Raw genomic sequence first — 26,089 nt, 5'->3', positions numbered from 1 at the left:
GTGAAATGCTTTTCGTGGCCCTAGCCTTTGACGGCGCCGGAGGTCAGGCCAGTGACGAAGTAACGCTGGAAGATGAGATAGACGATCGTCGCCGGCAGGACGGTCATCACTATGGCCGCATTGAGCTGGCCGTAATTGCTCGAGAACTGCCCCTGAAACGACATCAGGCCGAGCGGTAAGGTCCACATGTGCTGATCCTGGAGCAGCACCAGCGCCATGGCGAACTCGTTCCAGGTGGAGACGAAGTCGAGGATGAGCAATGCGGCGAGCACGGGCAGGCACACCGGCAGAAAGATCCGTCTGAAGATGATGAAGTGGCTCGCACCGTCGATCAGCGCTGCTTCCGACAGCTCCTTGGGAATGCTCTTGAAAAAGCCGTGCAGGATGAAAACCTGATAGGGAACCCCGAAGGCGATGTAGGGAAGGATGACGCCCGGATAGGTGTCGATCAGGCCGAGTGAATTCACCAGGGTAAAGAGCGGCGCAAGCATCACCTGGAAGGGGATCATCGTGCCGAACACCACAAGCAGCAGCAGGGCCTTGGTGATCTTCAGCTTAATCTTGGCAAGGGCATAGGCGGCCATCGCCGAAAGGAGCAGTCCGAGCGGCACCTTGATGATCGTTATGATGACGCTGTTGAAGAAGGAGCTTGCGAAGTTGCCCCGGCTCCATGCAGCGCTGTAGTTTTCGAAAGCGACCTCGGTTGGCGGCACGAAAGCGCCCGTGCCCGTCACCGCCGCCGGCGTCTTCAAGGAGGTGAAGACGATGAAGACGAATGGCGCGACCCAGACGAGCGCCACGACAACAAGCGTAATCCAGAGGCCGATCAGAATGGGATCCCGCTTCATCGACGATGGTTCGACCTGCAAATGCACTGCGGTCTGGTCGCTCGGCACTGCTGTCACGATTCAACCTCCTCGTGCTTCTGGGTCCATTTGAGATAGGGAATGACGACGGCCATGGTGATCAGCAGCAGCACGACCGAAATTGCCGCACCTCGTCCGAAATCGAAGATCTGCATCGCCTGCGTGAACGCCCAGAGCGCCAGCATCTGGGTAGACTGCGCCGGACCGCCGCCCGTCAGGCCGTAAACGATGTCGAAAGCCTTCAGGGACGAGATGACGGAAAGAACGAGGACGATCGTAATCGTCGGGCGCAATGCCGGCAATGTCACATGCTTAAACACCGCCCAGCGGCCGGCGCCATCGATGCGGGCGGCCTCCACGAGTGTTTGAGAGACATTCTGCAGGCCGGCCAGGAACAGGACCATCGAGAAGCCGACCGTCTGCCAGAGATAGGCGACGAAGACCGAATAAAGGGCGATATCCCGGTTGCCCAGCCAGTCCTTGATCCAGCCCTGCATGCCCCACGAGGTGAGCAGCTGGCTGAAAAGACCGAAGAATGGGTCGTACATCCATTTCCACATGGTGGCGACAGCAATCGGCGCGATGATGACCGGCAGATAGAAGATGGCCCTGAGGCCATTGCGGCCGAATATCTTCTGATTGAGACTGAGCGCCAGCAGCAGTCCGACCATCGGCGGAAAGATCAGGCTCATCGCGGTCCAGATCACGGTGTTGCGCAACGCAACCCAGAAAACCGGATCTCTCGTGAAAATCGCCGAGTAGTTTGCAAGCCCTACGAATTGCCGCTGCGGATCCAGCCCGTTCCACTTCTGGAAGCTCAAGATGACGACATTGAGCATCGGATAGAGGGCGAACACGGCGTAAATTGCCAGGGCCGGCACGAGCAGGATGAGCGCTTGGACGCGCGGATCATGTGTCGACTGTCGAAGTGACATGCTTTCCTCCTAGAGCGCCGTGCGTCCTCCCGGAACGCACAAACGACGTTCTAACTCTTTGAACCTAGGCATCATGCTTTCCAAAAATGGATTCCGATTTTCGGGCCGATGCGCTGGCAGTGAAGCCGCTGCCGGCTCATGAAAAGGTGTGCCAGCCGCCGACACGAGGATCGGCTGACTGGCGCCTTGGAGGAATCAGGTTCTGCTTGCTATGAAGCTCTGCAGCTGCTTGGCCGCGTCGGCCGGCTCGGTGTTGCCGGAGGCAACGTCGTTGATGACGCGGAAATACTCCGTCGTGACGTCGAGCGGGAACGCCTGGTCGCCGTTCATGTACACTTTGCCGTATTTCTGGAAGATACCCAACCATTCCGCCTCGAGCGGCTTCTGGTTGGCATATTGTACATTCTTGTTGACGGAGGTCGAACTCAGCTGGCCGAGCAGATCCTGCTGCACCTTGGTCGAGAGGAAGTAGTCGAGGAATTTCGCCGCTATGTCAGGGCTCTTGCTCTTGGTGCTGATGTAATTGTACTCGGCAAAGCCATAGAGGCGGTCGGTATTGGTCGGGAAGGGGAAAATGCCGTAGTCGTCGAGATTGGCGCCGGAGCCGTCGAGCTGACTGACCAGCCAGTCGCCTTCGAGCATCATCGCCGCACGACCCGCGGTGAAGAGGCTGTAGGACTGTTTGTTGTCGATACCCATGAACGGCTGCAGCGTATAGTCCTTCGTCCACTTGGCGAACTCCGCGAAGGATTCCGTCGCGCAGGGTTCCTTGGTCCAATCCAGCGTCATCGCCTTCAGCGCATCGTGCTTTTCAGCACCGCACTTCGTTTCAAGGATAACGTCCATAAGACGCATGACGTGCCAGTTGACCGTGCCGCCGAAGGTGAAGGCTGGAATGCCTGCAGCCTTCAGCTTATCGGCCGCGGCAAGGAATTCCTCGTAGGTCTTCGGCTCTTCCTTGATGCCGGCCTGTTCGAAAAGCTTCTTGTTGTAATAGACGGCCTCACCCTTGAAGGTGAAGGGGACGCCGTGCTTGCCGCCGGGATAGAGGTCGGCGAAAGCCGCTGCCGAAGGCAACAATTCGTCGTTCCACTTATACTCGGCATAGTACTTGTCGAGGGGCAGAGACAGACCGGCCTTCACATATTCGCCACCGAGGCCGAGGCCGGCCCAGCTGAAGTAAATGTCTGGCCCCTTGTCGGAGCCTGCAGCGACGCGCAGGGCCGTCTTGTGCTCGTCGACGGCACGCTGGACGATTTCGACATGCGTTCCGGGGTTTGCGGCTTCGAAATCTGTCGCCACCTTCTTCAGGGCCGTATTGGCAGCATTGTTGTCGAAGTTGAGGGTCCAGAGCGTGATGTCTTCAGCAAGAACCGGCGTGGCCGATAGTGACGCCACGGCGATCGCAACGAGGCTCGCAGTCTTCAATTTCGCGGAAAGGGTCAGCATTACCGTCCTCCTCTTGTAAAGCCGGGCCCCTTGTTGCAGATAGTCATCGACATGTCAACTGGTATGACGAGCTAACCATCACGACGCTGGGCGAATTTGGCCATCGCGGCGATGATGATGACGGCGGACGCGGCGCCGGGATCGATGTGCCCGATCACGCGGTCCCCCAATCGCGAAGCCCGTCCCTTGGCCGCCGTCATGTTGCTGGTCGCTTCACAGCCTGCGCGCGCTGCCCGCTCGGCCGCCCCGAAGCATTGGGGGAGGGGCTTTCCCGACTGCCGGGCATCGAGTGCTGCGTCAGCCGCGGGCTTCCAGGCGTCAACCATCGTCTTTTCACCGGGTTCGGCCTTTCCGCGTTCCTGGATTCCCCTTGCCATTGCCGCAAAGACGCTGAGGAAGTCGTCATCGCTCAATGTCTGCTTGTCTTTGGCGGCCGCTCCGGCGCGCATGAAGGCCGTGGCATATAGCGGACCGGAGGAAGCGCCGACCGCATTCAGGAATGCCTTTGCCGCGACGTTGAATGCGGTTGTCGGGGCAATCCCGGCGTCAAGTTCGCCGACCGCTTTCGCCGCGGCCTGGCAGCCTGCATCCATGGCAAGGCCGTGATCCCCATCGCCAATGGCACCGTCCAGCTCGCAGAGATGGTCGCTCTCTGCCGCAATATCCTCGGCAATCCCGGCAAACAAGCGCCGCAGATCTTCGGTCGTAAATGTCATCGATCACCTCGCAAACATGGCGCAATCACAGGGGTGGTCGATCAATCGCTGAAGCTCGTCGTCAAGATGCATGACCGTGATCGACGCGCCGGCCATTTCGAGCGAGGTGCAGTAATTCCCGACGAGCGACGTATGGATGACGAGCCCGGCATCGTCGAGCCGGGACTTCACGCGCCGCATCATGATGTAGAGTTCCATCATCGGGGTCGAGCCCAGCGAATTGACGAGTACCGCGACACGATCGCCCCGGTCTGCTTTCATTTCGCGAAGAATGCTGTCCATGAGTTCGTCGGTCACCGCGTCGGCCGGCCTCAGCGGCTCGCGCGCCACGCCAGGCTCCCCATGGATGCCCATTCCGATCTCCATCTCCCCTTCGCCGATCAGGAAATTTGGCCGGAGGGTCTGGGGCAGCGAACAGGGGGAAAGCGCCACACCCATCGTATAGGTTCGCGCATTGGCATGGCGGGCGACACGCTCGACGTCGTCAAACGAGTAGAGAAGATCGCAGGCTGCGCCGGCGGCCTTGAAGATGAAGACGTTGCCTGCCACGCCCCGTCGTCTTTCCCTCTGATCAGGAGGGGCGGACGCCACGTCATCCGTGGTCAGGACGGTACGTACCTCGATCTCGTCAAGCGCCAGCATCTCGGCAGCCATGTCGAAGTTCATCACGTCGCCGGCATAATTGCCATACATGAACAGGACACCGGCGCCACCGTCGACCGCCATGGCGCAGGCGACAATCGGATCGGGTGGCGGCGACGCGAACACATTGCCGATTGCGGCCGCGTCCGCCAGCCCCTTGCCGACAAACCCCAGAAATGTCGGTTCGTGCCCGGATCCACCGCCGATGACCAGCCCGACCTTACCCTTGCGTGGCCCGTTTCTGGCAATGATCGCGCGGGGCATGTCCTCTACCGCGTAGAGATGGCGCGGATGTGCTGCCAGGATACCCTGCAGCATCTCATCGACGGCATCTGCGCCGGAATTGATAAGCTTCTTCGTCTTCACATCGATCCTCCCGAGAGCGAGTTCCGATCGCATAGATGCAGCAGGACTGCTGGAGGTCAATCCGCCAGCACGTCGCGCTGCAGCGGCAAGACGGCGACAGCCAATGGGGAAAGCAGCAGATCCCCGCTTGAGTCCTTCCCGGTCGGCCAGCATGCGCCGCAATCGACCTTTCGTTCTTCGCTCGTCAGATTGACGACGTAAAGCCTGGCGCCCGTACTATCCCTTGCAACGAAAGACAGGACCTCGGAAGGAGAGGAGGAGACGCATTCCCGCCAGGTTGCACCAGCCAATCGACACAGTGTCCGCACGGTATTGAACAATGGGCGCCGGGCGCCTTGTTCGGCCGGTTCTCCCGGGCCGGCGATCAAACCGAACGGACCGTTCAGGGCCGATAGCGTCAGGCATTCCAGATCGGCATCCAGCACCCGTATCGCGTAACCGAGCGCGAAGGCCTCCGCGAAACGTCCATTGTGACGTGGGTCGCGATCGGCCATGGGGATGCGTGAGCCAGACGGATTGTCCATCGTGCGGCTGCCATAGGGGTTCTGCCGCATCGGGATCGTCGATGGGCCGATCCGGTAGGGCTTGTCGCCGTAGATCGCACGCACCGACCGCGTGATGAAAGGCAGCGCTTCCAATGTCTGCATGACGCTGAGATCATCGGCCGCGTGCACGATCGGGTTGGTGCAGTGGCTGACGAAATCGAGCTGTCCATCCGGGACGCGCTTCCGGTTGAGCTCGGTGAAATAGCTCAGCATACCGCCGCCGATGCGAATACCGGGAAAGGCGGCGCGGGCGGCGGCATAGACCTCATCCAAAGGCGGGCAATCCGGCCAGGTGCTGCCGGGCGGCGTCGACTGCCGGTCAACCGAAGGCGAGATCATGATTGCATCGGGCTTGAATTCCGCCAGCTGCATCTGGCGGGCGATCTCGGCGGTCTCGCTTGACGGCGACGATTTGCAGGGAAGGGCGATCTCTAGCGTCGAGCGGCCGTGATGGGCCGCGGCGAGTACGGCGAACTGCGCGAGCGCGTCAACGCCGTGCCCGGCACCCGGGTCGAAATGGAAGAGGAGTTCCTGGGGAGCGATCTCCGGCAGGACGGACTTTGCCGAGAGGGTCGCATCGGCTTCTTCGGGTGTAATGATCACGCCGATATCCGGCATGGTGCCGGTGCGCGCACCGAGTTCAAGTTTTAAGGCGCCGCCTGACACCCGAGGAGGATGCCGTGTCGAACCGCTGATATCCCTGATAACAAGCGACGTCTTTTGCCGGACAGGCTGATTGGCGGCAATCTGGTAGGGCCAGGGCAGGGCGAGCGGTCTGACATATGTCTTATAGGATGCGTCCGACCAGTTCCTTTGATCTTCCATTTCAAAAGTGTCGCCCTCCATCCGGCATTCCGCCTGAACGTCAGGCATGACCGCGTGGGTGATGGCGCGCATGTCCTTGAATGGCTGCCAGGGCTCGATGAGATCAGGAAACCGTGTCGCCACGATCTCCCCGTCGACATGCTCGACCGTCGCCGCTGAACCTGCTACGCCGACGATCGGATGCAGGATGCAGAAGCCGCAGCGGTTGGTCTCGAAGCCGGTCGGGGTGATGGCCTCAGCCTCGAAGTCGAGCCGATCCGCGCTTGCGGTGATGCGAACGTCGATGACAAGCCTCGTATCGTCCGGTCCCTCGCAGCGGGCGAGGTAGGCGACCTCGAAACGATCGTCATTCTGCTCGATCCGGAGGTCGGTGATATCAGGGCTGTACGTCCCCCAGTCCCGGTCGCGGACAAGGTAGGAGATCGCTCGCAGCACCTCGGTCCCATCGTAGCGGATGGTGCGGAGGTTGCCGTTGGCGAGATCGGCTTCCAGTTTTCCGGCTCTCAGCCGACCCGGCGACGGATCGACGAGACGAGTGCCGTAGAGCTGGAACGCATCGACCGTCATCGCAGCATCGCTCCGACATCGATCGTCTGTCCCCTGGCCGCACTGTCATAGGCGGCCTCGACGAGCGCGAAGGTTTTCAGATTGTCGGCCCCTGACGTCGAGTGTTCCGCGCCGCGCTCCAACTGGTCGACCCAATGCTGCTGGATCGCGTAGACGCTCTCCTGGATGTTGTGCCAGGGCCGCGAGGCCCATGACAGCAGCCTCGGAGACACGTCCGTGGTCGTGGTGCCCTTGGCGTTGGTGACCTGAAGGCAGTAGCCCTGGGTCAGGCGGATCGTGCCCTCCGAACCGTCGAGCTCGATCAAGGTCTCGGGAAACGGTTCCCTGGAAAGCTTGGTGGCGTAGCTGACGTCGACGACCGACGTGGCGCCGTTTTCATGGTCGAGCAGAATGGTCGCGACATCCTCGCCCTTGATGGCGGGATTGACTCGCTTCGTGCGGGCCGTGAGCGATCGAACGTCGCCAAGGATATAGCGGGCGATATCGAGCGTATGGATGCCGAGGTCTTCGATGATGAACCGCTCGCCCTCGGCCAGATAGGGCTGGCCGGAGAAGACGTCGTAGGCTGAGCGGAAGGAGAAGCGGCCCCAGAAGGGCGTGCCGATGGCATCCGCCTCCAGCGCGTTGCGCACCGCCTGGATCGGCGTCTGCCAGCGAAAGTTCTCGTGCACCATAAGGGGTATGCCGGCATTGCGACACGCCTCGACCATCGCCTTCGCGTCCGACAAGGTCTTGGCGAACGGCTTCTGGCAGATGGCCGGCACCTTGTTCCGAGCTGCCATTTCGACGAGAAAGCGGTGGCTTTGGACAGTCGTGGCAATATCGACGAAATCAAAACCGCCATCGGCGAACAACGCCTCGGCATCGCCATAGCGGCGATCAATGCCGAACTGATCGCCAACGACCTTCAGCCGTTCCGGGTCGCGATCGCAGATCGCGACAATGCCGGCACCCCGAACGTCGTTCCAGGCATGCATCTGGTTGACCGCAAAGAAGCCGCAACCGATCAAAGCCCCTTTCAATTCCGTCATCTCAACCTGCCTTTGCCATCTGCATGAGGGTAACGCGCTGCTGCAGGCGGCGCTGCGCCTGGTCGACGACGACGGCAATGATGATGACGAGACCCTTGATGACCATCTGCCAGAAGGAGGAAACGCCCATCATCACCAATCCGTCGGAGAGGATGCCGATGACGAAGGCGCCGATGATCGTGCCGCCGATCGTGCCGCGGCCGCCCGACATCGAGGTGCCGCCGAGCACGGCTGCGGCGATCGCATTGAGTTCGAAGCTTTCGCCGGTCGCGGGATGAGCTGCCATCAGTTCGGAGGAGATGACGACGCCGACGATAGCGGCGCACAGTCCGGAGAACATATAGACGAAGATCTTGACGACATCGACCCGGATACCCGACATGCGCGCGGCCCGCTCATTGCCGCCGACGGCGAAGATGTGACGGCCGATCGGTGTCGAGCGGGCGACATAGGCGGCCAGCAGGGCAAGCACGATCAGAATCCAGATCGAAACCGGCAGACCGAGGATGCGCCCCGCGCCGAAGAAATCGAAGCCAGTCGTTGCGTATTCAGGCCGGCCGACAAGGTTCGGAAATGTCTGGCCGTCCGACGACAGCAAGGCGAGACCGCGGGCGATATAGAGCGTGCCGAGCGTGGCGATGAAGGGCGCGACGTTGAGCTTGGTGATCAGCAGACCGTTGATCAGACCGACGAGCAGGCCGATCGACAGGGTGATCAGCACGATCTCGAAGAGGTTGAAAAAGATGGTGTAGCCGATCGGCAATTCGATGCCGTAAAGGATCAGGCCGCCGGCGACCATGCCGCAAAGCCCGACGATCGATCCGACCGAGAGATCGATGCCGCCGGTGATGATGACGAAGGTCATGCCCATCGCCAGGAAGGCGTTCAGCGCCACATGCTTCGACATCAGGATCATGTTCGCCGTCGAGGTGAAATTCGGGGCGAAGATCGCAAAGAAGATGATGACCGCGAATAACGCGATGAACGTCCTGAGCTTCATCAGCGTAAGCAGCGCCGAGCCGTTGGCGCCCTTTGGCGCGAGAGTGGTTGATGTAGCCGCCATCATGACGCGAGTTTCCCTTGATGTCCGTGTCCCCTAGCCGAAGCCGCAATGATGGCTTCTTCGGTGGCCTCGTTCCGGTCGAAGACGGCGACCAACTGGCCGTTGCTCAAAACCGCGATGCGATCGGAAAGCGCCATGACCTCTTCGAGGTCTGAAGTCGAAAACAGAATGGCGAGCCCGTTTGCCGCCAGCCGCCGCATGGTGCGGAAGACATCGGCCTTGGCGCCGACATCGATGCCGCGGCTCGGCTCGTCCATCAGAAGCACCTTCGGATTGGTCATCAACGCCTTACCGATGACGACCTTCTGCTGATTGCCGCCGGACATCGATGTCACCTCGAAATCCGGGTTCGGCGCCTTGATCGAGAGATCGCGGATCGCATCGCGAATGGCGTTCTTCTCCGCGCCTCTGTCGATATGGAAGAGCCGGGTGAAGCGGCCAAGGCTCGCCAGCGTCAGGTTGGAGGCGATGGAAAGCACCTGGACCAGGCCTTCGCGCTGCCGATCTTCCGGAATGAGCGCAAGGCCGCGGCGGATGCGCCGCGTGGTGTCGCGGGCGCGAACATGCTTGCCGTCGATGAAGATCTTGCCGGTCGAGTGTGTGTGACGGCCGATCACGCATTCGAAGAATTCGCTGCGCCCGGCGCCCATGAGACCGTAGATGCCGAGGATTTCGCCCGCCTTGACCGACAGGGAGACATCGTTGACCGAAAGACCGCCTGTCGGCCGTGGCAGGCTGATATTTTCGGCGCGAAAGACCTCGGCGCCAACGGCATGGGCGACGGATTTTGCAAAATCCTTGGCATCCGAGCCGATCATCGAGCGAACGATCCAGCGCGTATCGATGTCACGGACCATCGCCTCGCCGGTGACCTGACCGTCACGCAGCACCGTGATGTAGTCGCCGATCCGCATCAGCTCTTCGAGCCGGTGCGAGATATAGACGATCGCGACACCCTGGGTCTTCAGTTCCGCGATCACCTTGAACAGTATTTCGACTTCGGCCGCTGAAAGCGCCGACGTCGGCTCGTCCATGATCAGGATACGGGCATTCAACGACATCGCCTTGGCGATTTCGACGAGTTGCTGCTGACCGATCGGCAAGTCCTCGACCATCGTATCGGCCTCGATGCCGGCATCGAGGCGCTTCAAAAACGCATTGGCCTTTTGAACCTGTGCCTTGTGATCGATACCGAGGATGCCGCGCGTGATCTCGCGCCTGGCGAAGATGTTCTCGGCCACCGACATGTTGGCGAAGAGATTGAGCTCCTGGAAGATCATGCCGATGCCGTGCGCCTGCGCGTCTGCAGGGCTGTCGAAGGATATGGGCTTGCCATCGAGGATGATGTGGCCGAGCGTCGGACGCTCGACACCGGCGATGATCTTCATCAGGGTCGACTTGCCTGCACCGTTTTCGCCGACGAGGACGTTTACCGCCCCGCGGCGCAGCTCGAGATTGGCGCGCTTGACGGCGACGATACCCGAATAGACCTTCGACACCTCGTCGAGGCGCAGGATGATGTCGTCGTTTTGTGCCTCTGCCGCCGTCATGAGCCGACCTTCAGTTCCGAAGGTGTTACGAGCGGAAGCTCGCCGCTTTTCGGCAACGGAAAGGCGCCGATTGCGGTCACCGTCTTGCCGACCAGACCTTCGCGCGGGACGGCGGAGAGAAAGGCCGTATTGGCCTTCTCGTTGAAGGCTTTGCCGAATTGCGCCCACTCGATCTGGTTCTTGAATTCGTTGAAATTGACGAAATCCAGCGTGTCGCGCAGCGCGGTGCCGCGGAGAGCCGGCCCGATCTGGACCTTGGCATCGGCCTTGCCGTCGCCATCCGCGTCGACATCCAGCGTTGCCGCGCGCGAGGCCGTATCGGCCGCGACAACCTTGCCGGTGATCTTCACCGCATAGGTCCATGGCGAGCTACTCTGCTTGCGGGGATTGCCGTATTTATCGCCGGCGGCGTCGGGGCTGGAGGCGGAAAGCTGCATGACGTCCTTGAGGTCGCCGGCGCGCTTTTCGAAATAGGGCACCGCCTCGGACTGCCAGATCGCCTCGACCTTTGCATTCGGATCGAAGGCGGTCTTGGCCGCTGCCGCCGCCTTTTCCTCAGCCGTCGGCGTCTTGATGATTTTGCAACCGGGCAGGGCTGCCGCCACGACGGCAGCGAGCAGAGCGCCCTTCATTCTCAACATGCTCTAAACCTCGACGTCTTGCGAAATGCATTGTCGAGGGCGCAGCACTGCGCCCTCGGCAACTCGCGGCTGATCAGTTCGTCAGGGCGAAGGTCTCGAGCTTGCCGGAATTGTCGGCGTTGATGAGAACGCAATCCATCAACTGCTTCTCTTCCTTCGGCGTCGTCTTGTTCTTGATGTAGGCGTCCGCCTGTTCCACCGCGAGCTGAGCCTGGGCATAGGCCGGCTGCAGGACGGTCGCCTTGATGCCGCCCGCCTTGATGGAGTCGCGCACATCGTTGGAACCGTCGAAGCCGACGACGATCACATCCTTGCGGCCGGCCGCCTGCAGCGCCGCGATCGCACCCATGGCCATGGTGTCGTTGCCGGAGATGACGCCCTTGATATCGGGATTGGCCTGGAGAATGGTCTCCATTTTCGAATAGGCTTCCGTCTGGCTCCAGTTGGCCGACTGCTTGGCGACGGACTTCAGGTCTGGGTAGTCGTCGATGACATCATGATAGCCTTGCGAGCGGATGCCGGCATTGGTGTCGGACTCCTTGCCCACCAGCTCGACGTAGTTGCCCTTCTCGCCCATCAGCTTGACGAATTCCTGCGCCCCGAGCTGGGCGCCCTGGTAGTTGTTCGAGACGATCTGAGCGACGGCAACGCCGGTCGCGTTGATTTCGCGGTCGATCAGGAAGGAGGGAATGCCTGCATCCTTTGCCTTCTTGACGGCCGCGACGGAGGCGTCGGCTCCGGCATTGTCGAGGATGATCGCCTTGGCGCCGCGCCCGATCGCCGTATCGATCATTTCGGATTGCTTGTTGGCGTCGTCGTCATGCGTCATGAGGAGCGTTTCGTAGCCGAGTTCCTTCGCTTTGGCTTCGGCGCCGACGGCCTCGGCCTTGAAGAAGGGATTGTCATGCGCCGGCGTGATGATGGCGATGAGATCGGCCGAAAAGGCCGGAAGAGCCGTTCCAAGCGCCAGTGCGCCGGCAAAAGCTGCAAGTGTCAGTCTGCGCGTCAGTTTCATATTTTCCTCCCTGTTGTGAATGAAGCTCCGTCTCCCCGGAGCGGCTAGACCCCGTCTCCCCGGGGCAGTTGAGGGGGAGGACTTGCCTCCCCAAGACGGTTCAGGTGATGCGCCGGATGCTTTCGGCGATCTCCTGCGGTTCGAATACCTTTTTCCAGTCGTCGCGCATCAGCGCCGGGATGCCGAACTCGATCGCCTTGTTGCAGGCATCCGAGAACACGCCGTCGACTTCCTTGAAGATCACCGCGCCGAGCACGTTCATATGGCCGAGCAGGAAGTCGCGGGCGGCCTGTTCCGGCACGCCGCGTGCCACGCATTCGTCCATGGCCTGCCGCATGACGACGAGCAGCGATGCGCAGACGGTTTCCGACAAGCCCGGTTCGAGCATGGCAAGTTGGTCGACCGTGACCCGGTGCGAGCGCATGACCGGTGCCCAGATCAGCTTGGCGATTTCCTCACCGAGCGCATAGGCGCTTTCCGGGCCCTGCATCAGCGCCGAGACGATATGCTGTTTGGCGAAGAGGCCGCCGAAATGGTCCTTTTTCGCCTGCATGTCCGTCTCGTCATTGAAAATCGGCGGATGGCAGGGATGGGTGACGAAATAGGTAAGATCATCGCGCTTCGGCAGGTGGCCGGCAAAGGGAGCCGCAGCGTCCAGCGCGATCACCATGGTGCCTGACGTGAGCTTGTCGACGATGCCTGCCGCGACCTTGCCGATCGCCGTGTCCGGCACGGCAAGGATCACCACCTCAGCGCCGTCGAGCCCGATATCGACGGGCACGCAATCGACACCGAGATCATTTTTCAAACGGGCCTTGCCTGCATCGCTCACCTCGACATGGCGGACCTCGAAACGCGAGCCTTTGAGATTTTTGGCAAGCCGGTATCCCATTTTCCCGCCTGCACCGAAGAGGGCAATCTTAGTCATGTTTCCTCACCTTTTCCCGTTCTCGATAGGATCATATACTGGTATGATGAGTCAATCACCATATCACTAGTTAATTTGTTGGAGTCACGTTTTTCTGCGATCGCACGTTTCGGCCGATGCCGAAGGAAAACCATCAGTGCTTCCTTCCCTCGCGGATCTGGACGAAATAGCCGTCCGTCCCGACCTGGCCGCCTTTGAGCGCGATCTGCAGGCCGTTGGTCGGCTGATAGTCGCCATGCGCGAGGCAAAGCGGAGAACCCGGCGTCTGGGGAAGCGGAAGAAGTGTCGTCAGCGCGTCGATCTTCAACTGCCTGAGTGCATGACTGGACGTGTCGCCGCCGGCGACGACCGCACGCGAAAGCCCTTCGCTCTCGATCAGGCGGCGCAAGATCGTACCGAGCGCGCTCCCGAGCCGGTGACGCGCACCCGGAAGCCTGTCGATGTCGGCGCCGCGGTCTGCGGAAGGTCCAAGCGCCGTGTAGAGAATGACGCTCTTGCCTTGCCTGAGCTTCTGGATGCCCGCCTCTACCGCTGCATCCACCGCGCCTTCACCATGCTCCGAGACCAGCGCAAGCGGATCGAGCGCGATACTCTCGAAGCCGTTCTCGACAGCCGTCCGGATCTGGCGCTCGGTCGTCGGCGACACGCTGCCCGATACGACGGCGAGGCGGTCGACGGGGCCGATATCGGGAAACACGGCGCTGCTTCCGCCGATGAAGCCGTTCCGCCGCCATGCGCTGAGCAGGGCATATTCAACCCCCGACGAACCGGCGACGAAGCTTCCGGAACGGCCGGTGACACGAAGCAACTGCCGACCCGCGGCATCCTGCGTCGTCTCGGAGTCGACGTCGATGAGCAGGATACCTTCGGAATTCGACGCCAGCTCGTCGATCCGGGCATCGGCGTCGGTGCCGGTGATCGTGACAAGATCCGCGACGGCCACAGGCAGTCGGGTCTGTTTCGACAGGTGAACGGCAAGGTCCGCCTCGTCCATCGGGGTCACTGGATGGCGGCTCATGACGGGATGGCGATCGATGCGAAAGACCCGGCCCTGGTAAGCGGCAAAGAGGTTGCCGAATGCCGTGTAGCGCTTCAATTGCGGCGCGCCGACGATGACCGGCACCACGGATGGCCCGAAGACCGAGCGGCCGATTTCGATCGCCTTGCCGATATTGCCGATCTCGGGGCTGGAATCGAAGGTCGAGCAGACCTTGTAGTGGCAGATGGCGGCGCCAAGCGAATTCAGCCACTCGAAAGCGCGCACAAGGTGCTCTCCCATCCATAGGGGCGTCTCGCTGCGGCTTGTTCCGGCAATGCCGATTGCCCGGCAATCTCTAAAGCGCGCGAGCAGTTCCGGCGTGGGAACGTCGAGGAAGAGCACGGTCGACACACCGTTCGAGGCCAGCGCTTCCATGACATCGGTGGAGCCGGTAAAGTCATCGCCGTAATAGCTGACGAGAAGTCCATCCATCGCGGTCACGCGCCCTTGCCGTCGCTGAATTTTGCAATCGAGGCGGCGAGCTCCGGATGATCCTTTGCGTAGATCTCCAACGGGATGTCTGCGACTGCCGCCTGCCAGGCCTGCTGCACGGCGCGAACGCCGGCCGCCGGGCCGCCGGGGTGGCTGACGATGCCGCCGCCGCAGAGATAGAGAAGATCGACGGTGCGTCCGGTCCGCTGATAGGTCTCCGGAGCCTGCCCTCCCCACTGGCCCGAACCGGCAACCGGAAGCGGGCAATCGGAGGCATTAAACAGCGGCGTGCTGACCGCCTTGAAGGACGAGACGAAACTGTCGTCCGGCTCCCAGTATTTGACCCTAATACCGTTGATCTGAAACTGATCGACCCCGAGCAGCCGCCAGAATTGCTGGTAGACCTTGAAGTCCATGCCGGCTCCGGGGTCGCGCGTCAGCACGTCCCAGCCGTTTCGATGCGCGTGCAGCACCAGATCGGAGCGCTTGCGCAGAAAGCTCATGCCGCCCAAGCCGATCGAGTTGATATTGACGACGGCGCAGTTGCCGCCGGCCTTGGCGACGATGTCATGGTTGCGCATCATCTCGTCGGGGTCGGCATGCGAGATGCCGAAAGCATACATCACCTTCTTGCCGGTCTTCTGCTCGTGATCGAGAATGCGCGGCATGATCGCCGCAACGCGGTCCTTGAGCGGCGAATAGGCCGGGCTCATCAGTTTTTCGTCATCCTTGATGAAGTCGACGCCGGATGAGATCAGCTCGCCGACGAGTTCCGCCGTCTCGTGTGGTCTGAGGCCAAGGGCCGGCTTGACGATCGTTCCAATGATGGGGCGACCTTCGACGCCGGTGAGGCGGCGGCTTCCAGGAATGCCGAACTGCGGTCCGGGATGCGCGCTTTTGAAGGCGTCGGGCAGCGTCATGTCGACGATGCGGATGCCGGTCATGCCCTTGATGGAATAAACGCCGCCGATCGCAATGGTCATCAGTGCGGAGAGATCGGTCCCGATCGCCTCCAACGGAAAGGCAATGTCGACATCAGCACGATTGAGCGCCGTGCCGGGGGTGACCTCGGGCCAGGTCGGATGACGCGCATCTTCGAGTGGGCGGATCGCCAGCACGCGGGCGGCAACACGGGACTTCAGCTCTTCGGTTTCACCGGGAACGGGCACGAAGGTGCCGGTCGACTGGTCGCTCGCGATCTTTTCCGCCATCGCCTCGACGCTGCCGGGCGTTTCGATACGGTAGGTCAGGGTAATCATCATGAAACGGACGGTTGCTCCTCTCGCCCGGCAGATTGCCATGGCGTCAACTCATGATCTGGTATAATGAGTATTCCAACTCGTGAAAAGTAGAATCTTCGGATTCGCAAATTTTCGCCGACAGCTTTGTTCTCGACCCGGAAAACTGTTAGGAGGAAACATTTTGAGCCAGCGAGATGTGATGACCCAGCCCCTCGAACAAATCGTCCGCCGGAAACTCTCTGACGAAGTGTTTGATCGACTTGAACGAATGATTACCTCGGGCGAGCTTCAGCCAGGCGACGAAATGCCGTCTGAGCGCGTCCTGATGGAACGCTTCGGCGTCGGCCGGCCGGCGATCAGGGAGGCCATGCAGTCCCTTGCCAACAAAGGTCTTGTCAGCATTTCGCACGGCGAGCGGGCGAAGGTCCTCAGGCTGACGGCAAAATCGATATTCCGCCAGGTCGATCTCACTGCCAAGATCATGCTGTCGCAATCCTCGGACTCGTTGGAATATCTCAAGAGCGCGCGCATCTTCTTCGAGCGGGGCATGGCGCGGGAGGCCGCCCAGCGGGCCTCTGCAAATGATATCGCCGACCTCAGGAACATCATCGAACGCCAGCGAATGTCGCTTGGACGGGCCGAAGAGTTCATCGACGCGGACATGGAATTCCACACCCGCATCGCGCAGATATCAGGCAATCCGATCTACGTCGCCGTCAGCGAAGCGATGCTTGCCTGGCTGAAGGAATATCATACCGAGATGCTGATCTGGACCGGCAAGGAAAAATTCACGCTCGCCGAACACGACGAGATCGTCGATCGCCTGGCCGCAAATGACGTGGATGGCTCGGAAACGGCACTCCTCAAGCATCTCGAGCGGTCGCGAGCGCTTTACGCGAAATAGCTCGCGTGTGACGATCACCTCGTTTCCCCGCTCCTTTTCAAGCGTTGAACTCGGCTCCGTCTGCGGCTACGGGGCGTAAGGCATATTAGCAATAGCTGAGGAACAATGATGTGCCGGCGAGGTTGTGGATAGGCAATCATGCAAGATCCCAAGGAGGACATCAGGATGCGTATGAAACTTGTAGCAGCTTCGCTTTTCGCTATCGGCATGGCCACAACCGCTTTTGCCCAATCGAATCCAGCGCCGGCTGGCGCCACGATCGACAAAAATCAGGCGGATCAAGGCGGCGGCGCCACCAGCGACACGAAGGCCAAGAAGCCGATGGCAACGGACTCCACCACGACCAATTCCACGACCAGCGGCACGATGAAGATGGACAAGACCAAGTGCCCCAATCCGGTCAACAACTCCGCCAAACTCCAGACACAAGGCGGCACGAGCAACGCAACACCGATGGATGAGGCCTGCGCCGCGCATAATAATTGATCGGCCACTTCACGAAAAAACCTCGCTCCGTAAACTGATCCCTGAGGTTGGATGTCCAATTTTCTGGGGTCAGTTCACGGGGCGGATTTGTTCGTGAGGAACTCTAGGAAGCACGGCCGCCGAGGCGCTGACCGTCACCGGCGTGATGGTTTTAAGCGCTCCCTTCCTAGCGTTTGCGGACGACAGCGCGGCGCTCCGTGGGTTTCCTGTCGGTTGCCTCTTCTTCGGCGAGTGTTGCCTGCGGCTAGGGGAAGGATCGTGCTGCTTTGCTCACGCGATCAACTGCCGTAGGGGGCGATCTCATCGCGCTCGCCCGCGCGGAAGAAATCAGGTCGACCTGAAAGGCGACCGACCATCGAACTCCTCCATGATTTGGTCGGCCTCGGCCCACCGAGCGTGCTTAGTGATGATCCGAACGAGCCCCTATTTCCCGAGATCGGCTGCGTTCCACGCAAACGGTGGCAATCGCGGGCAGGCCCTGCAAGGGACGGCGGCTACGGTCCGGTATCGTACGGCAACGATTAGGACGTCCAGAACTTTCCTTTTCATCCAAGAGGAGAGAAAAATGACGTCTTTATCTGCAGTACACTCTGCTTCTCACAGCAAAGCAGCTTCCGCAATCGAACTAAAGATCGTTGAGCTGACGCCGGCATTACGCGCCTTCGCCAGAAGGTTCCTGCGCAACGAGGACGATATCGATGATCTCGTGCAAGAAACACTGATGAAGGCCTTAAACTCGCTCCATCTCTACCACCCAGGCACCTCGCTCAAGTCCTGGCTTTTCACGATTCTTCGAAACACGTTCTGCACCAATTATCGCAAGCAAAGACGGGAGCCGGCTGGAATGGAGGTGGCGATGGAACAGGTGTCAATCGCGCCAGCCCAGGAGTGGGCGCTACGGGAGCGGGAGTTGCAACAAGCACTAACTCTTCTTCCCGACGACAGGCGCCGCGCCCTAACGCTAGTGGCTGCCGGAACGAGTTACGTGGACGCCGCCAGGATGTGTGGGTGCCGAATCGGCACATTGAAAAGCCGCGTGAGCCGCGCCCGCGAGTCCTTGCTGTTGATGCTGGGAAACCAACTCCTTGACTAACCACGCTTGCAGCCAGGAGATTCGATCGGCGAGCTAGCGTCACCGAGGTTTTGCACTTCCAGGTGGGGCACCTCCTTATTCCACCCGAGGTTTGATGGTTCCGCACCACGCGTCTCCCAGAGCCCTCACGTGATGCTATCGGCTCCGTTGTATGCGAGGGCTGGCTGGGCTCAGTCGCCCGGGGGCCGGCCAGCCAAACAAAATGGCCTGTCCCAATGCGTGTTTCAAGCGCAATTCCGACGCGTTCGGCGGATTTGCCACTCCTTGTACGGCTTTAACATTTGTCCAGGGAAACGTCTTTCTATGGCGCTTTCGGTCAGAACGATTTTTGCGAAGTCTTCGTCATGAGGCGAAGGCTTAACCCAGGTTTCACTGCGGATTTCCAGATCAGCCATCATTGTGAAGAGCTCTTCATCCGTCATCGCCTCGAGAGCGGAGGCAAACGCTCGCTCCGCGACAGCCACAAAATATATCACAGTGCACCTCCTGCCGAGCACGGCGTCTGTGCCCTCAATGCACAGCACGCTCACGGCGGTTTGCTTCTCGGTTACTTTCCAGGAAAATCCTTTTCGGTCGTCGCAGCCGCCGGAAGCCTGTTCCCGACCCTTCTTTATCGGACGCTCGCAGAGGGGCCGTGGGCGCACTGGCGACATCGAGGCCGAGTCCGACAGCACCGAGTGCAACGACGAAAGTACCTGCGATGGCAGCGGCCGACCGCTGTCCATCCTGCTTGATCATCCCCAAGCCAATAGCAATTCCCAGGAGAGCTGCTCCGCCCGCTACTACAAAAAGCCAGAGGTAATTCATCGGCTCCACTCCAGATGTTCGGCCACCCAACCCTGAATGACGACGAAGGTTCCCGGCGATCTCACAAACGGCTGCCACCCTCAGGGTGGACGACTTCTTAGATATTCGTGTCTTGCGTTTATGCGGCGGATTGACGCACAACTCCCGCGATGATATTCATGTGCTAATTGGTCAGGCCAGTTGACCAGCTGCGCGGCTTGAGGAGAAGCCGCCGGGGAGGCTCACGATGTTTTCGCCTGTTGAATCACGCCGCCTTTATAGGCAGGTTGCCGATCAGATTCGCCTGATGATCGCGAGCGGCGAGCTTGCCGTCGGCCAGCGGCTGCCGGCTGAGCGCGACCTTGCGGAGCAACTGTCGGTCTCACGCCCGACCGTCCGCGAGGCACTGATCGTCCTTGAGGTCGAGGGCCTGGTCAAAATCCGCATGGGATCCGGCATCTATGTGGTGCGCCAGCATGCTGCGACCGTCGCTGGCGCCGAGCGCGAGCCGGTGGAGGGGCCCTTCGAGCTGCTGCAGGCACGTGCCCTCATCGAATGCGCCATAGCCGAAGAAGCTGCCGGTCGCGCAAAGCCGGACGATATCGCTCTGCTCGATGAAACGCTGACGCGCATGGGTGGCGTGGTCAACGATGCGATCGCAGTGCTCGATGCCGATCGCGCCTTCCACACCGGCATTGCCACCATCATTGGGAATGCGACATTGATCCGCGTCACGGGCGAGATGTTCGACATGCGCATGACCCCGTATTTCGCAAGGCTCGCCAGCCACTTCGAGGGGCCCACGACATGGCGCAGCGCGCTGGACGAGCATCGCGCCATTCGCGACGCGATCGCCGCCGGCGATGCCGCCGCCGCCAAGGCGGCCATGCGCGCCCATCTCACCATGTCGCAGAAGAGGTTTTCCGAGAGCTTCGGGGAGGAGTTTTCGGGGGAAGAGGAGCGCGGACGCAAGAAGCGGCCGTCGAAAGGAACATCCAAGACTTAACCCAAGCTCGGAGGAGAGAGCAATGAAAAGCAGACTGGCAACGATACTTTGCACCGCAGCCGCGATCATGGCGAGCAGCGCGATCGCGCAGGCCCAGACGGTGCTGAAATGGGCGCATGTCTATGAAACGTCTGAGCCCTTTCACACGGATTCCGTCTGGGCCGCGGAAGAGATCAACAAGCGCACCGACGGGCGTTACAAGATCGAGGTCTATCCGGCATCGCAGCTCGGCAAGGAAGCCGACATCAACCAAGGCCTCAAGCTCGGGACCGTCGACATCATCATCTCGGGATCGAGCTTCGCGGCACGCGACTACAAGCCGATCGGCGTGACTTACTTCCCTTATATCTTCCGCGGTCCCGATCACCTGATCGCCTACACCAAGAGCGATGTCTTCAAGCGTCTTGCCAAAGGCTATGAAGACAAGACCGGCAACCACATCGCCGCCGTCAGCTATTACGGCACGCGCCATACGACATCAAACAAGGCGATTACCAAATGCGCCGATATGCAGGGCTTGAAGATCCGGGTGCCTGACGTTCCGGCCTATCTCGCCATGCCGCGCGCCTGCGGTGCCAACACGACGCCGATCGCCTTTGCCGAAGTCTATCTCGCTTTGCAGAACGGCACGGTCGAGGCCCAGGAAAACCCGCTGACGACAATCGAGGCGAAGAAATTCTACGAGGTCCAGAAGAACATCATCCTCACCGGCCACATCGTCGATCACCTTAACACCGTGATCTCGAAGACGCGGTGGGCAAGCCTTTCCGACGAGGACAAGAAGATCTTCGGCGAGGTCATGCAGGAGGCCGCCGAGCGCACCAGCAAGACGATCGCCGGCAAGGAAAACGGTCTTATTGCGACCTTCAAGGAAAAGGGCCTGAACGTCGCCGAGGTCGACAAGGCCGATTTCGAAAAGGCCGTGATGGAAAAGGTCAAGTTCGAGGATTTCGGCTACGAGAAGGCCGATTGGGAAGCAATCCGCGCGATCCAGTAAAACTCGCGGCGCGGCGCCTTACAGCGCCGCGCGTCTTTCAGACGCGCAAAGACGCTGTAACACTTTGGTTGCTGCAGGCGCCGCGCTCCTTCATTCCGAACTGGAACAGGGCCGATCATGTCGCAAGAAATTCATACGCAAATCACGGCCGAAGAAATCGGTCACGAGTTCGAAGGGCACGCTCCGACCGCAAACGTCTCGGATTACGCCATTGAAGACTGGATCACGCTGATCGTCTTCTGGCTGATGGCGGGTTGCGTCTTCCTGCAGTTCTTCACGCGTTATGTGCTGAACGACAGCTACGCATGGACCGAGGAAATCGCGATCAATTGTCTGATTGGCGTCGTCTTTCTCGGTTCCGTCATGTGCGTGCGCACGTCGCGGCATATCCAGGTGGATGTGTTCTATCACTATATGCCTGCAAGCCTGGCGCGCGTGCTCGCCACTTTTGTCGATATCGTCCGCATCGGCTTCTTCGCCTATGGTTGCCATCTGATGTGGCGCTACGTCGACATCGTGGCGGACGAGCAGATGGTCACGATCGATCTGCCGCGCAACATCGTCTTCTATGCCGTTCTCGTCGCCTTCGCGCTGATGCTGATCCGCGCAGTCGTCGTCTTCATCGCCAATATGCGCCGCGGCTACTCCGTTCTGGAGCGCCCCGAAGAATTCCAGACCGTCGAGGGTTGATCCGATGCTACTTCTTCTTGGCTCGTTTCTGGTGCTGATGCTGGTCGGGGTGCCCGTTGCCATCTCGATGGCCGTCGCATCCGTGCTTTATATCGTCCTCTATGACGTCGCGCCCGACATCATCGTCGCCCAGCGCATGATCGCCGGGGTCGAAAGCTTCCCGTTGCTCGCCGTGCCCTTCTTCATCCTCGCGGGCAACCTGATGAACTCGGCCGGCGTCACCGGCCGCATCTATTCCTTTGCCGTTGCTCTCGTCGGCTGGATGAAGGGCGGTCTCGCGCAAGTCAACATCATCGGTTCGGTCATCTTCTCCGGCATGTCCGGCACGGCGCTGGCCGATGCAGCGGGTATCGGCACGATCGAGATCAAGGCAATGAAGGATCACGGCTATCCGGTCGAGGCAGCGGTCGGCGTAACGGCGGCTTCGGCAACGCTCGGTCCGATCTTCCCGCCGTCGCTGCCTTTCGTGATCTATGGCATGATGGCGAACGTCTCGATCGGCGCTCTTTTCATGGCGGGCATCCTGCCCGGCGTCGTCATGACGCTCCTGATGATGATCACTGTCGCCGCCTTCGCCTACTGGAAGCGCTGGGGCTCCGACGCGCCGTTCGATGTTAGACAGCTGCTGTCGGCGGGGATGGAAATCGTCGTCGTCCTCGCGGTGCCGCTGGCCATCTATCTGCTGATGCAGGCGGGCGTATCGATGAATGCTGCGGCGGGCATTGCCCTTGCCCTGCTTCTTGCTCTCGACTGGTATTTCCGCTTCTCGGCCGTCATGGCGTTGATGACGCCCGTCATCCTGATCGGCGGCATGACGATGGGCTGGTTCACGCCGACGGAAGCCGCCGTCGCAGCCGTCCTCTGGTCTCTGTTCCTCGGTCTGGTGCGTTACCGTACGATGACACCCTCGACGCTTGCCAAGGCAAGTTTCGATACGATCGAGACGACGGCATCCGTTCTCTTCATCGTCACCGCGGCATCGGTCTTCGCCTGGCTGCTGACGGTAAGCCAGGCGGCACAGCTGCTTTCCGATGCGATCCTCTCGATTACCGACAATAAATGGGTTTTCCTGATCCTCGTGAACCTGCTGATGCTCTTCGTCGGCTGCTTCCTGGACACGATCGCGGCCATCACCATCCTCGTGCCGATCCTTCTGCCGATCGTCCTGAAATTCGGGATCGATCCCGTCCAGTTCGGTCTCATCATGACGCTGAACCTGATGATCGGCCTGCTGCACCCGCCGCTCGGCATGGTGCTTTTCGTGTTGTCGAGGGTCGCGAAACTCTCCGTCGAGCGCACGACCATGGCGATCCTGCCCTGGCTGGTGCCGCTCTTCCTGGCGCTAATCCTGATCACCTTTGTCCCCGCCGTATCGCTGTGGCTGCCGCAGCAGCTTGGACTGTTGAGATAAGGATGGACACGATGCGGACACGTCTGGCACGGCTTTACCAAAAGGGCGATCTTAGGATCGAGACCGATACGGTTGCGGCCCCTGGTCCCGGCGAGGTGCTTCTCAAAATGGCGGCCGCAGGGATTTGCGGCTCCGACCTGCATTATTATCAGGACGGCGGCTTCGGGCCGGTCCGGGTTCGCGAGCCGATCATACCAGGCCATGAAGCATCAGGAATGGTAAGCCAAACAGGCGAGGGCGTCGATCTGAAGGCCGGTACGCTGGTGGCGGTCAATCCCAGCCAACCCTGCGGGCATTGCGAATATTGCCAGAAAAACATGCCGATCCATTGCCTGGAAATGCGCTTCATGGGCAGTGCGATGCGCCTGCCGCATGAGCAGGGCATGTTCCGGGAATGGTTGGTGGTGCCGGCCAGGCAGTGCTTTGAGGTTGGAGCCGCGACGACGGCAGCGGAAGCGGCTTGCAGCGAGCCGCTATCCGTGTGCCTGCACGCGGCATCGCGCGCAGGAGATATCACAGGCAAACGTGTGCTGGTCACCGGCGCCGGCCCGATCGGCGCCTTAGCGGTTGCCGTCGCAGCTTATTATGGGGCTAGCGAGATCGTGGTGACCGATCTCGCGGATGCTGCGCTGGACCGGGCAAAAGCGATGGGCGCCAGCCGCACGATCAATGTTTCCAAGGATGCCCCGGCGCTTGCGGAATACGAGGCAGGAAAGGGCTATTTCGATCTCGTCTTCGAATGCTCGGCCGCAGCTCCGGCCATCCGCGGCGCGATTGCCGTCATCAGGCCGCGCGGAACGATCGTGCAGGTCGGCGTCACAGGAGACGTCCCGATCCCTCTTAACGCCATCGTCGGCAAGGAGCTTCAACTCCACGGAACGCAGCGCTTCCACGAGGAATTCGCGACCGCCGTCGAGCTGATCTCCAGCCGCAAGATCGATGTGCGACCGATCATCAGCCATAGCCTGCCGCTCGAACAAGCCGACGCAGCCTTCATCCTCGCCGGCGACCGCGCGGCCGCCTGCAAGGTGCAACTGACTTTTTAGTCCAGGGCGGTTGCCGCTCCGTCGACGGAGCGGAGTAAGAGATTGGCTCCTGTTGATAGGCAATTAGGCGCCGCTTGATGATCGTGATTCAGCGCCTGCCTCTCGTGCGCGTCGCCAGAACATTGCGGATCGAGAAGCTGGAATGGATCCTGAGGACGCCGGGCAAGGTCGAAAGGATCTCTTTGTGGATCCGCTCGAACTCGCCCGCATTGGCGACCTCCACGCGTAGCAGGTAGTCCGAACCGCCCGTCATCAGAAAACATTCCCGGATCTCTGGATGCCGGCGGACCGCCGCCTCGAGGCGATCGAGATAGTCCTCCGTCTGCCGCTCTAGGGTGATGTTGATGATCACGGCGATCATCTCATCCGCATTGCCGGTGTCTACCAGCACCGTATAGCCACGGATCACGCCTGATTTTTCCATGATCTTGATGCGCCTGAGACAGGCCGATGGAGAAAGACCAATCTCGGCGGCGAGCTTGGCATTGCTCATGCGGGCATCGAGGCGCAGCAGTCTCAGGATATTGCGATCGATCGCGTCGAGAGCGGGCATGAGAGATCGTTCCAAATTTTCGTTGATTATGCGGTTAATAAGCAAATCACACAATAATCGACTATTAAATGATAGGCAATTTCGCTCATTATTTCATAAAATCCTTGAAATCGAGAAGGGGTGGACATGGATAGCGATATTTTGGTTTCCCGCACACCAACTGCCACGACCGCGCAGGGAGCCACGGGCTATCTGACGATCGATCTTGCCGCCATCGGCCGTAACTATCGCAAGCTCGTATCGATGCTTGCGCCGGTCCGCGCGGGCGCCGTCGTCAAGGCCGACGCCTATGGCCTTGGCGCCGAGCGGGTTGCGAGAAGGCTTTACAGGGAAGATTGCAGGCATTTCTTCGTCGCCCAATTTGTCGAGGCCGTGAGGCTCCGGCCGGCCCTTGCGCAGGACGCTCAGATTTTCGTGCTGAACGGTTTGCAGCCGGGCAACGAAATCGCCTGTGCTGAGATGGGCATTGTCCCGGTCCTCAATTCGCTGGCGCAGTGGCAGCAATGGTCAGCGGCCGCGCGCATTCTGAAGCGCTGCCTGCCTGCTGTCCTGCAGTTCGACACAGGCATGTCGCGGCTCGGTTTTCCCAGGGAAGAGCGAGCAGAGCTGGCGGCGGCTCTTCGCGATGGCACCAATGTCGAAATCCTGTTCATCATGAGCCATCTGGCTTCGGCCGATGACATCGACAGCGAACAGAACGGCGAGCAGTTTGCCGAGATGTCCCGCATTGCCGACGAATTTCCGGGCTTCGATATTTCCTTCGCCAATTCCGGCGGCGTTTTCCTGGGCGAGGCCTATCTCGGCGTGCTCGCCCGCCCGGGCATCGCGCTCTATGGCGGCGCTCCGAACGCCGGCGGGAAGAACCCGATGGAGCCGGTGGTCAGCCTCAATGTCGCCGTCGTGCAGACGCGCACCGTGCCGGCGGGGGCGAAAGTCGGTTATGGCGGCGCGCATGTCACGCAGCGGGAAACACGTCTCGCCACCATTGCCGCCGGCTATGCCGATGGCCTGCCGCGATGCCTGAGCGATCGCGGCGCCGTCTATTTCAAGGGCATCCGCCTGCCGATCGTCGGTCGCGTGTCGATGGACAGTGCGACCGTCGACATCACAGCACTGCCCGAAGGGGCGCTGACCTTCGGCAGCCTTGTCGAAGTGCTCGGCCGCCATCAGACGCTCGAGGACATTGCCCGCGACGCCGGCACCATTTCTTACGAAATCCTAACCGGCCTGGGCGATCGTTACGACAGGCAATATCGCTAAGAGCCG

At 60.6% G+C, this 26,089-nt stretch carries 25 protein-coding genes; 9 read left to right on the top strand and 16 right to left on the bottom strand.

All coding sequences use genetic code 11. The annotated features are described in order from the left end of the window. Nucleotides 1-20: 20 nt before the first annotated feature. The 14 genes from U5G49_RS27055 to oiaX all read right to left on the bottom strand — a co-directional run bounded on the left by U5G49_RS27055 (nt 21) and on the right by oiaX (nt 15,872). Nucleotides 21-905: a carbohydrate ABC transporter permease gene (locus U5G49_RS27055; RefSeq protein WP_193445266.1), complete on the bottom strand. Its 885-nt coding sequence runs from the start codon at nt 903-905 to the stop codon at nt 21-23. Further along, entirely contained in the window at nt 902-1,801 is a 900-nt protein-coding gene (locus tag U5G49_RS27050) for a carbohydrate ABC transporter permease (RefSeq protein ID WP_193445265.1), read from the bottom strand. The genes U5G49_RS27055 and U5G49_RS27050 overlap by 4 nt, the downstream gene beginning before the upstream one ends. A gap of 195 nt (nt 1,802-1,996) precedes the next feature. Further along, nucleotides 1,997-3,250, bottom strand: coding sequence for an ABC transporter substrate-binding protein (locus tag U5G49_RS27045; RefSeq protein ID WP_193445264.1), 1,254 nt, complete (start codon nt 3,248-3,250; stop codon nt 1,997-1,999). Between the two features lie 71 nt (nt 3,251-3,321). Next, complete coding sequence (gene dhaL, locus U5G49_RS27040; protein WP_193445263.1) at nt 3,322-3,966, bottom strand: dihydroxyacetone kinase subunit DhaL; 645 nt, start codon at nt 3,964-3,966, stop codon at nt 3,322-3,324. A gap of 3 nt (nt 3,967-3,969) precedes the next feature. Further along, nucleotides 3,970-4,974 (bottom strand): dihydroxyacetone kinase subunit DhaK, encoded by a 1,005-nt coding sequence (locus U5G49_RS27035; RefSeq protein WP_193445262.1) that lies wholly within the window; start codon nt 4,972-4,974, stop codon nt 3,970-3,972. A gap of 56 nt (nt 4,975-5,030) precedes the next feature. Next, complete coding sequence (gene apnL, locus U5G49_RS27030) at nt 5,031-6,911, bottom strand: D-apionate lactonase (RefSeq protein WP_193445261.1); 1,881 nt, start codon at nt 6,909-6,911, stop codon at nt 5,031-5,033. Then, entirely contained in the window at nt 6,908-7,942 is a 1,035-nt protein-coding gene (locus U5G49_RS27025; protein WP_193445260.1) for a Gfo/Idh/MocA family protein, read from the bottom strand. Before U5G49_RS27025 ends, apnL begins: the two co-directional genes overlap by 4 nt. Before the next feature lies 1 nt (nt 7,943). Further along, on the bottom strand, nt 7,944-9,008 hold the full coding sequence (locus tag U5G49_RS27020) for an ABC transporter permease (RefSeq protein ID WP_193445259.1): 1,065 nt from the start codon (nt 9,006-9,008) through the stop codon (nt 7,944-7,946). Next, nucleotides 9,005-10,555, bottom strand: a complete 1,551-nt coding sequence (locus tag U5G49_RS27015) for a sugar ABC transporter ATP-binding protein (RefSeq protein ID WP_193445258.1) — start codon at nt 10,553-10,555, stop codon at nt 9,005-9,007. Before U5G49_RS27015 ends, U5G49_RS27020 begins: the two co-directional genes overlap by 4 nt. Continuing rightward, nucleotides 10,552-11,196 (bottom strand): DUF2291 family protein, encoded by a 645-nt coding sequence (locus tag U5G49_RS27010; protein WP_193445257.1) that lies wholly within the window; start codon nt 11,194-11,196, stop codon nt 10,552-10,554. Before U5G49_RS27010 ends, U5G49_RS27015 begins: the two co-directional genes overlap by 4 nt. Before the next feature lie 73 nt (nt 11,197-11,269). Continuing rightward, a complete protein-coding gene (locus U5G49_RS27005) occupies nt 11,270-12,211 on the bottom strand; it encodes a D-ribose ABC transporter substrate-binding protein (RefSeq protein WP_131606230.1) in 942 nt (313 codons plus the stop codon). 100 nt (nt 12,212-12,311) lie between these two features. Further along, nucleotides 12,312-13,139 (bottom strand): phosphogluconate dehydrogenase C-terminal domain-containing protein, encoded by an 828-nt coding sequence (locus U5G49_RS27000; RefSeq protein WP_130657118.1) that lies wholly within the window; start codon nt 13,137-13,139, stop codon nt 12,312-12,314. A 133-nt stretch (nt 13,140-13,272) separates the two neighbouring features. Continuing rightward, on the bottom strand, nt 13,273-14,610 hold the full coding sequence (locus U5G49_RS26995; protein WP_131606345.1) for a four-carbon acid sugar kinase family protein: 1,338 nt from the start codon (nt 14,608-14,610) through the stop codon (nt 13,273-13,275). Between the two features lie 5 nt (nt 14,611-14,615). Then, nucleotides 14,616-15,872: a 3-oxo-isoapionate-4-phosphate decarboxylase OiaX gene (gene oiaX / locus U5G49_RS26990; protein ID WP_131606231.1), complete on the bottom strand. Its 1,257-nt coding sequence runs from the start codon at nt 15,870-15,872 to the stop codon at nt 14,616-14,618. Between the two features lie 178 nt (nt 15,873-16,050). On the opposite strand from oiaX, the gene U5G49_RS26985 reads away from it, so the two are divergent. The 3 genes from U5G49_RS26985 (at nt 16,051) to U5G49_RS26975 (ending at nt 18,334) form a co-directional block, all read left to right on the top strand. Next, nucleotides 16,051-16,755, top strand: a complete 705-nt coding sequence (locus U5G49_RS26985) for a transcriptional regulator NanR (RefSeq protein ID WP_027686165.1) — start codon at nt 16,051-16,053, stop codon at nt 16,753-16,755. Nucleotides 16,756-16,920: 165 nt separating this feature from the next. After that, complete coding sequence (locus tag U5G49_RS26980) at nt 16,921-17,241, top strand: hypothetical protein (protein WP_131606347.1); 321 nt, start codon at nt 16,921-16,923, stop codon at nt 17,239-17,241. A 565-nt stretch (nt 17,242-17,806) separates the two neighbouring features. Next, entirely contained in the window at nt 17,807-18,334 is a 528-nt protein-coding gene (locus U5G49_RS26975; RefSeq protein WP_131606233.1) for a sigma-70 family RNA polymerase sigma factor, read from the top strand. 224 nt (nt 18,335-18,558) lie between these two features. Here U5G49_RS26975 and U5G49_RS26970 read toward each other — a convergent pair whose 3' ends face one another. Continuing rightward, nucleotides 18,559-18,810 (bottom strand): hypothetical protein, encoded by a 252-nt coding sequence (locus U5G49_RS26970; protein WP_245510144.1) that lies wholly within the window; start codon nt 18,808-18,810, stop codon nt 18,559-18,561. A 557-nt stretch (nt 18,811-19,367) separates the two neighbouring features. On the opposite strand from U5G49_RS26970, the gene U5G49_RS26965 reads away from it, so the two are divergent. The 5 genes from U5G49_RS26965 to U5G49_RS26945 all read left to right on the top strand — a co-directional run bounded on the left by U5G49_RS26965 (nt 19,368) and on the right by U5G49_RS26945 (nt 24,270). Next, nucleotides 19,368-20,126 (top strand): FadR/GntR family transcriptional regulator, encoded by a 759-nt coding sequence (locus U5G49_RS26965; RefSeq protein WP_193445256.1) that lies wholly within the window; start codon nt 19,368-19,370, stop codon nt 20,124-20,126. Between the two features lie 22 nt (nt 20,127-20,148). After that, a complete protein-coding gene (locus U5G49_RS26960) occupies nt 20,149-21,123 on the top strand; it encodes a sialic acid TRAP transporter substrate-binding protein SiaP (protein ID WP_018516944.1) in 975 nt (324 codons plus the stop codon). Between the two features lie 117 nt (nt 21,124-21,240). Next, entirely contained in the window at nt 21,241-21,813 is a 573-nt protein-coding gene (locus tag U5G49_RS26955) for a TRAP transporter small permease (RefSeq protein WP_018516945.1), read from the top strand. 4 nt (nt 21,814-21,817) lie between these two features. After that, a complete protein-coding gene (locus U5G49_RS26950; protein ID WP_193445255.1) occupies nt 21,818-23,224 on the top strand; it encodes a TRAP transporter large permease in 1,407 nt (468 codons plus the stop codon). A gap of 11 nt (nt 23,225-23,235) precedes the next feature. Then, entirely contained in the window at nt 23,236-24,270 is a 1,035-nt protein-coding gene (locus U5G49_RS26945) for an L-idonate 5-dehydrogenase (protein WP_131606239.1), read from the top strand. 88 nt (nt 24,271-24,358) lie between these two features. On the opposite strand, the gene U5G49_RS26940 is transcribed toward U5G49_RS26945, so the two are convergent. After that, nucleotides 24,359-24,823, bottom strand: a complete 465-nt coding sequence (locus U5G49_RS26940) for an Lrp/AsnC family transcriptional regulator (protein WP_003550368.1) — start codon at nt 24,821-24,823, stop codon at nt 24,359-24,361. 126 nt (nt 24,824-24,949) lie between these two features. Here U5G49_RS26940 and alr point away from each other — a divergent pair, with 126 nt between their 5' ends. Next, nucleotides 24,950-26,083: an alanine racemase gene (gene alr, locus U5G49_RS26935; protein WP_193445254.1), complete on the top strand. Its 1,134-nt coding sequence runs from the start codon at nt 24,950-24,952 to the stop codon at nt 26,081-26,083. The last annotated feature ends 6 nt before the right edge of the window (nt 26,084-26,089 follow it).

Source organism: Rhizobium indigoferae (assembly GCF_034554815.1).
GTDB lineage: Bacteria > Pseudomonadota > Alphaproteobacteria > Rhizobiales > Rhizobiaceae > Rhizobium > Rhizobium leguminosarum.
This window is presented reverse-complemented; position numbering and strand designations above follow the sequence as displayed.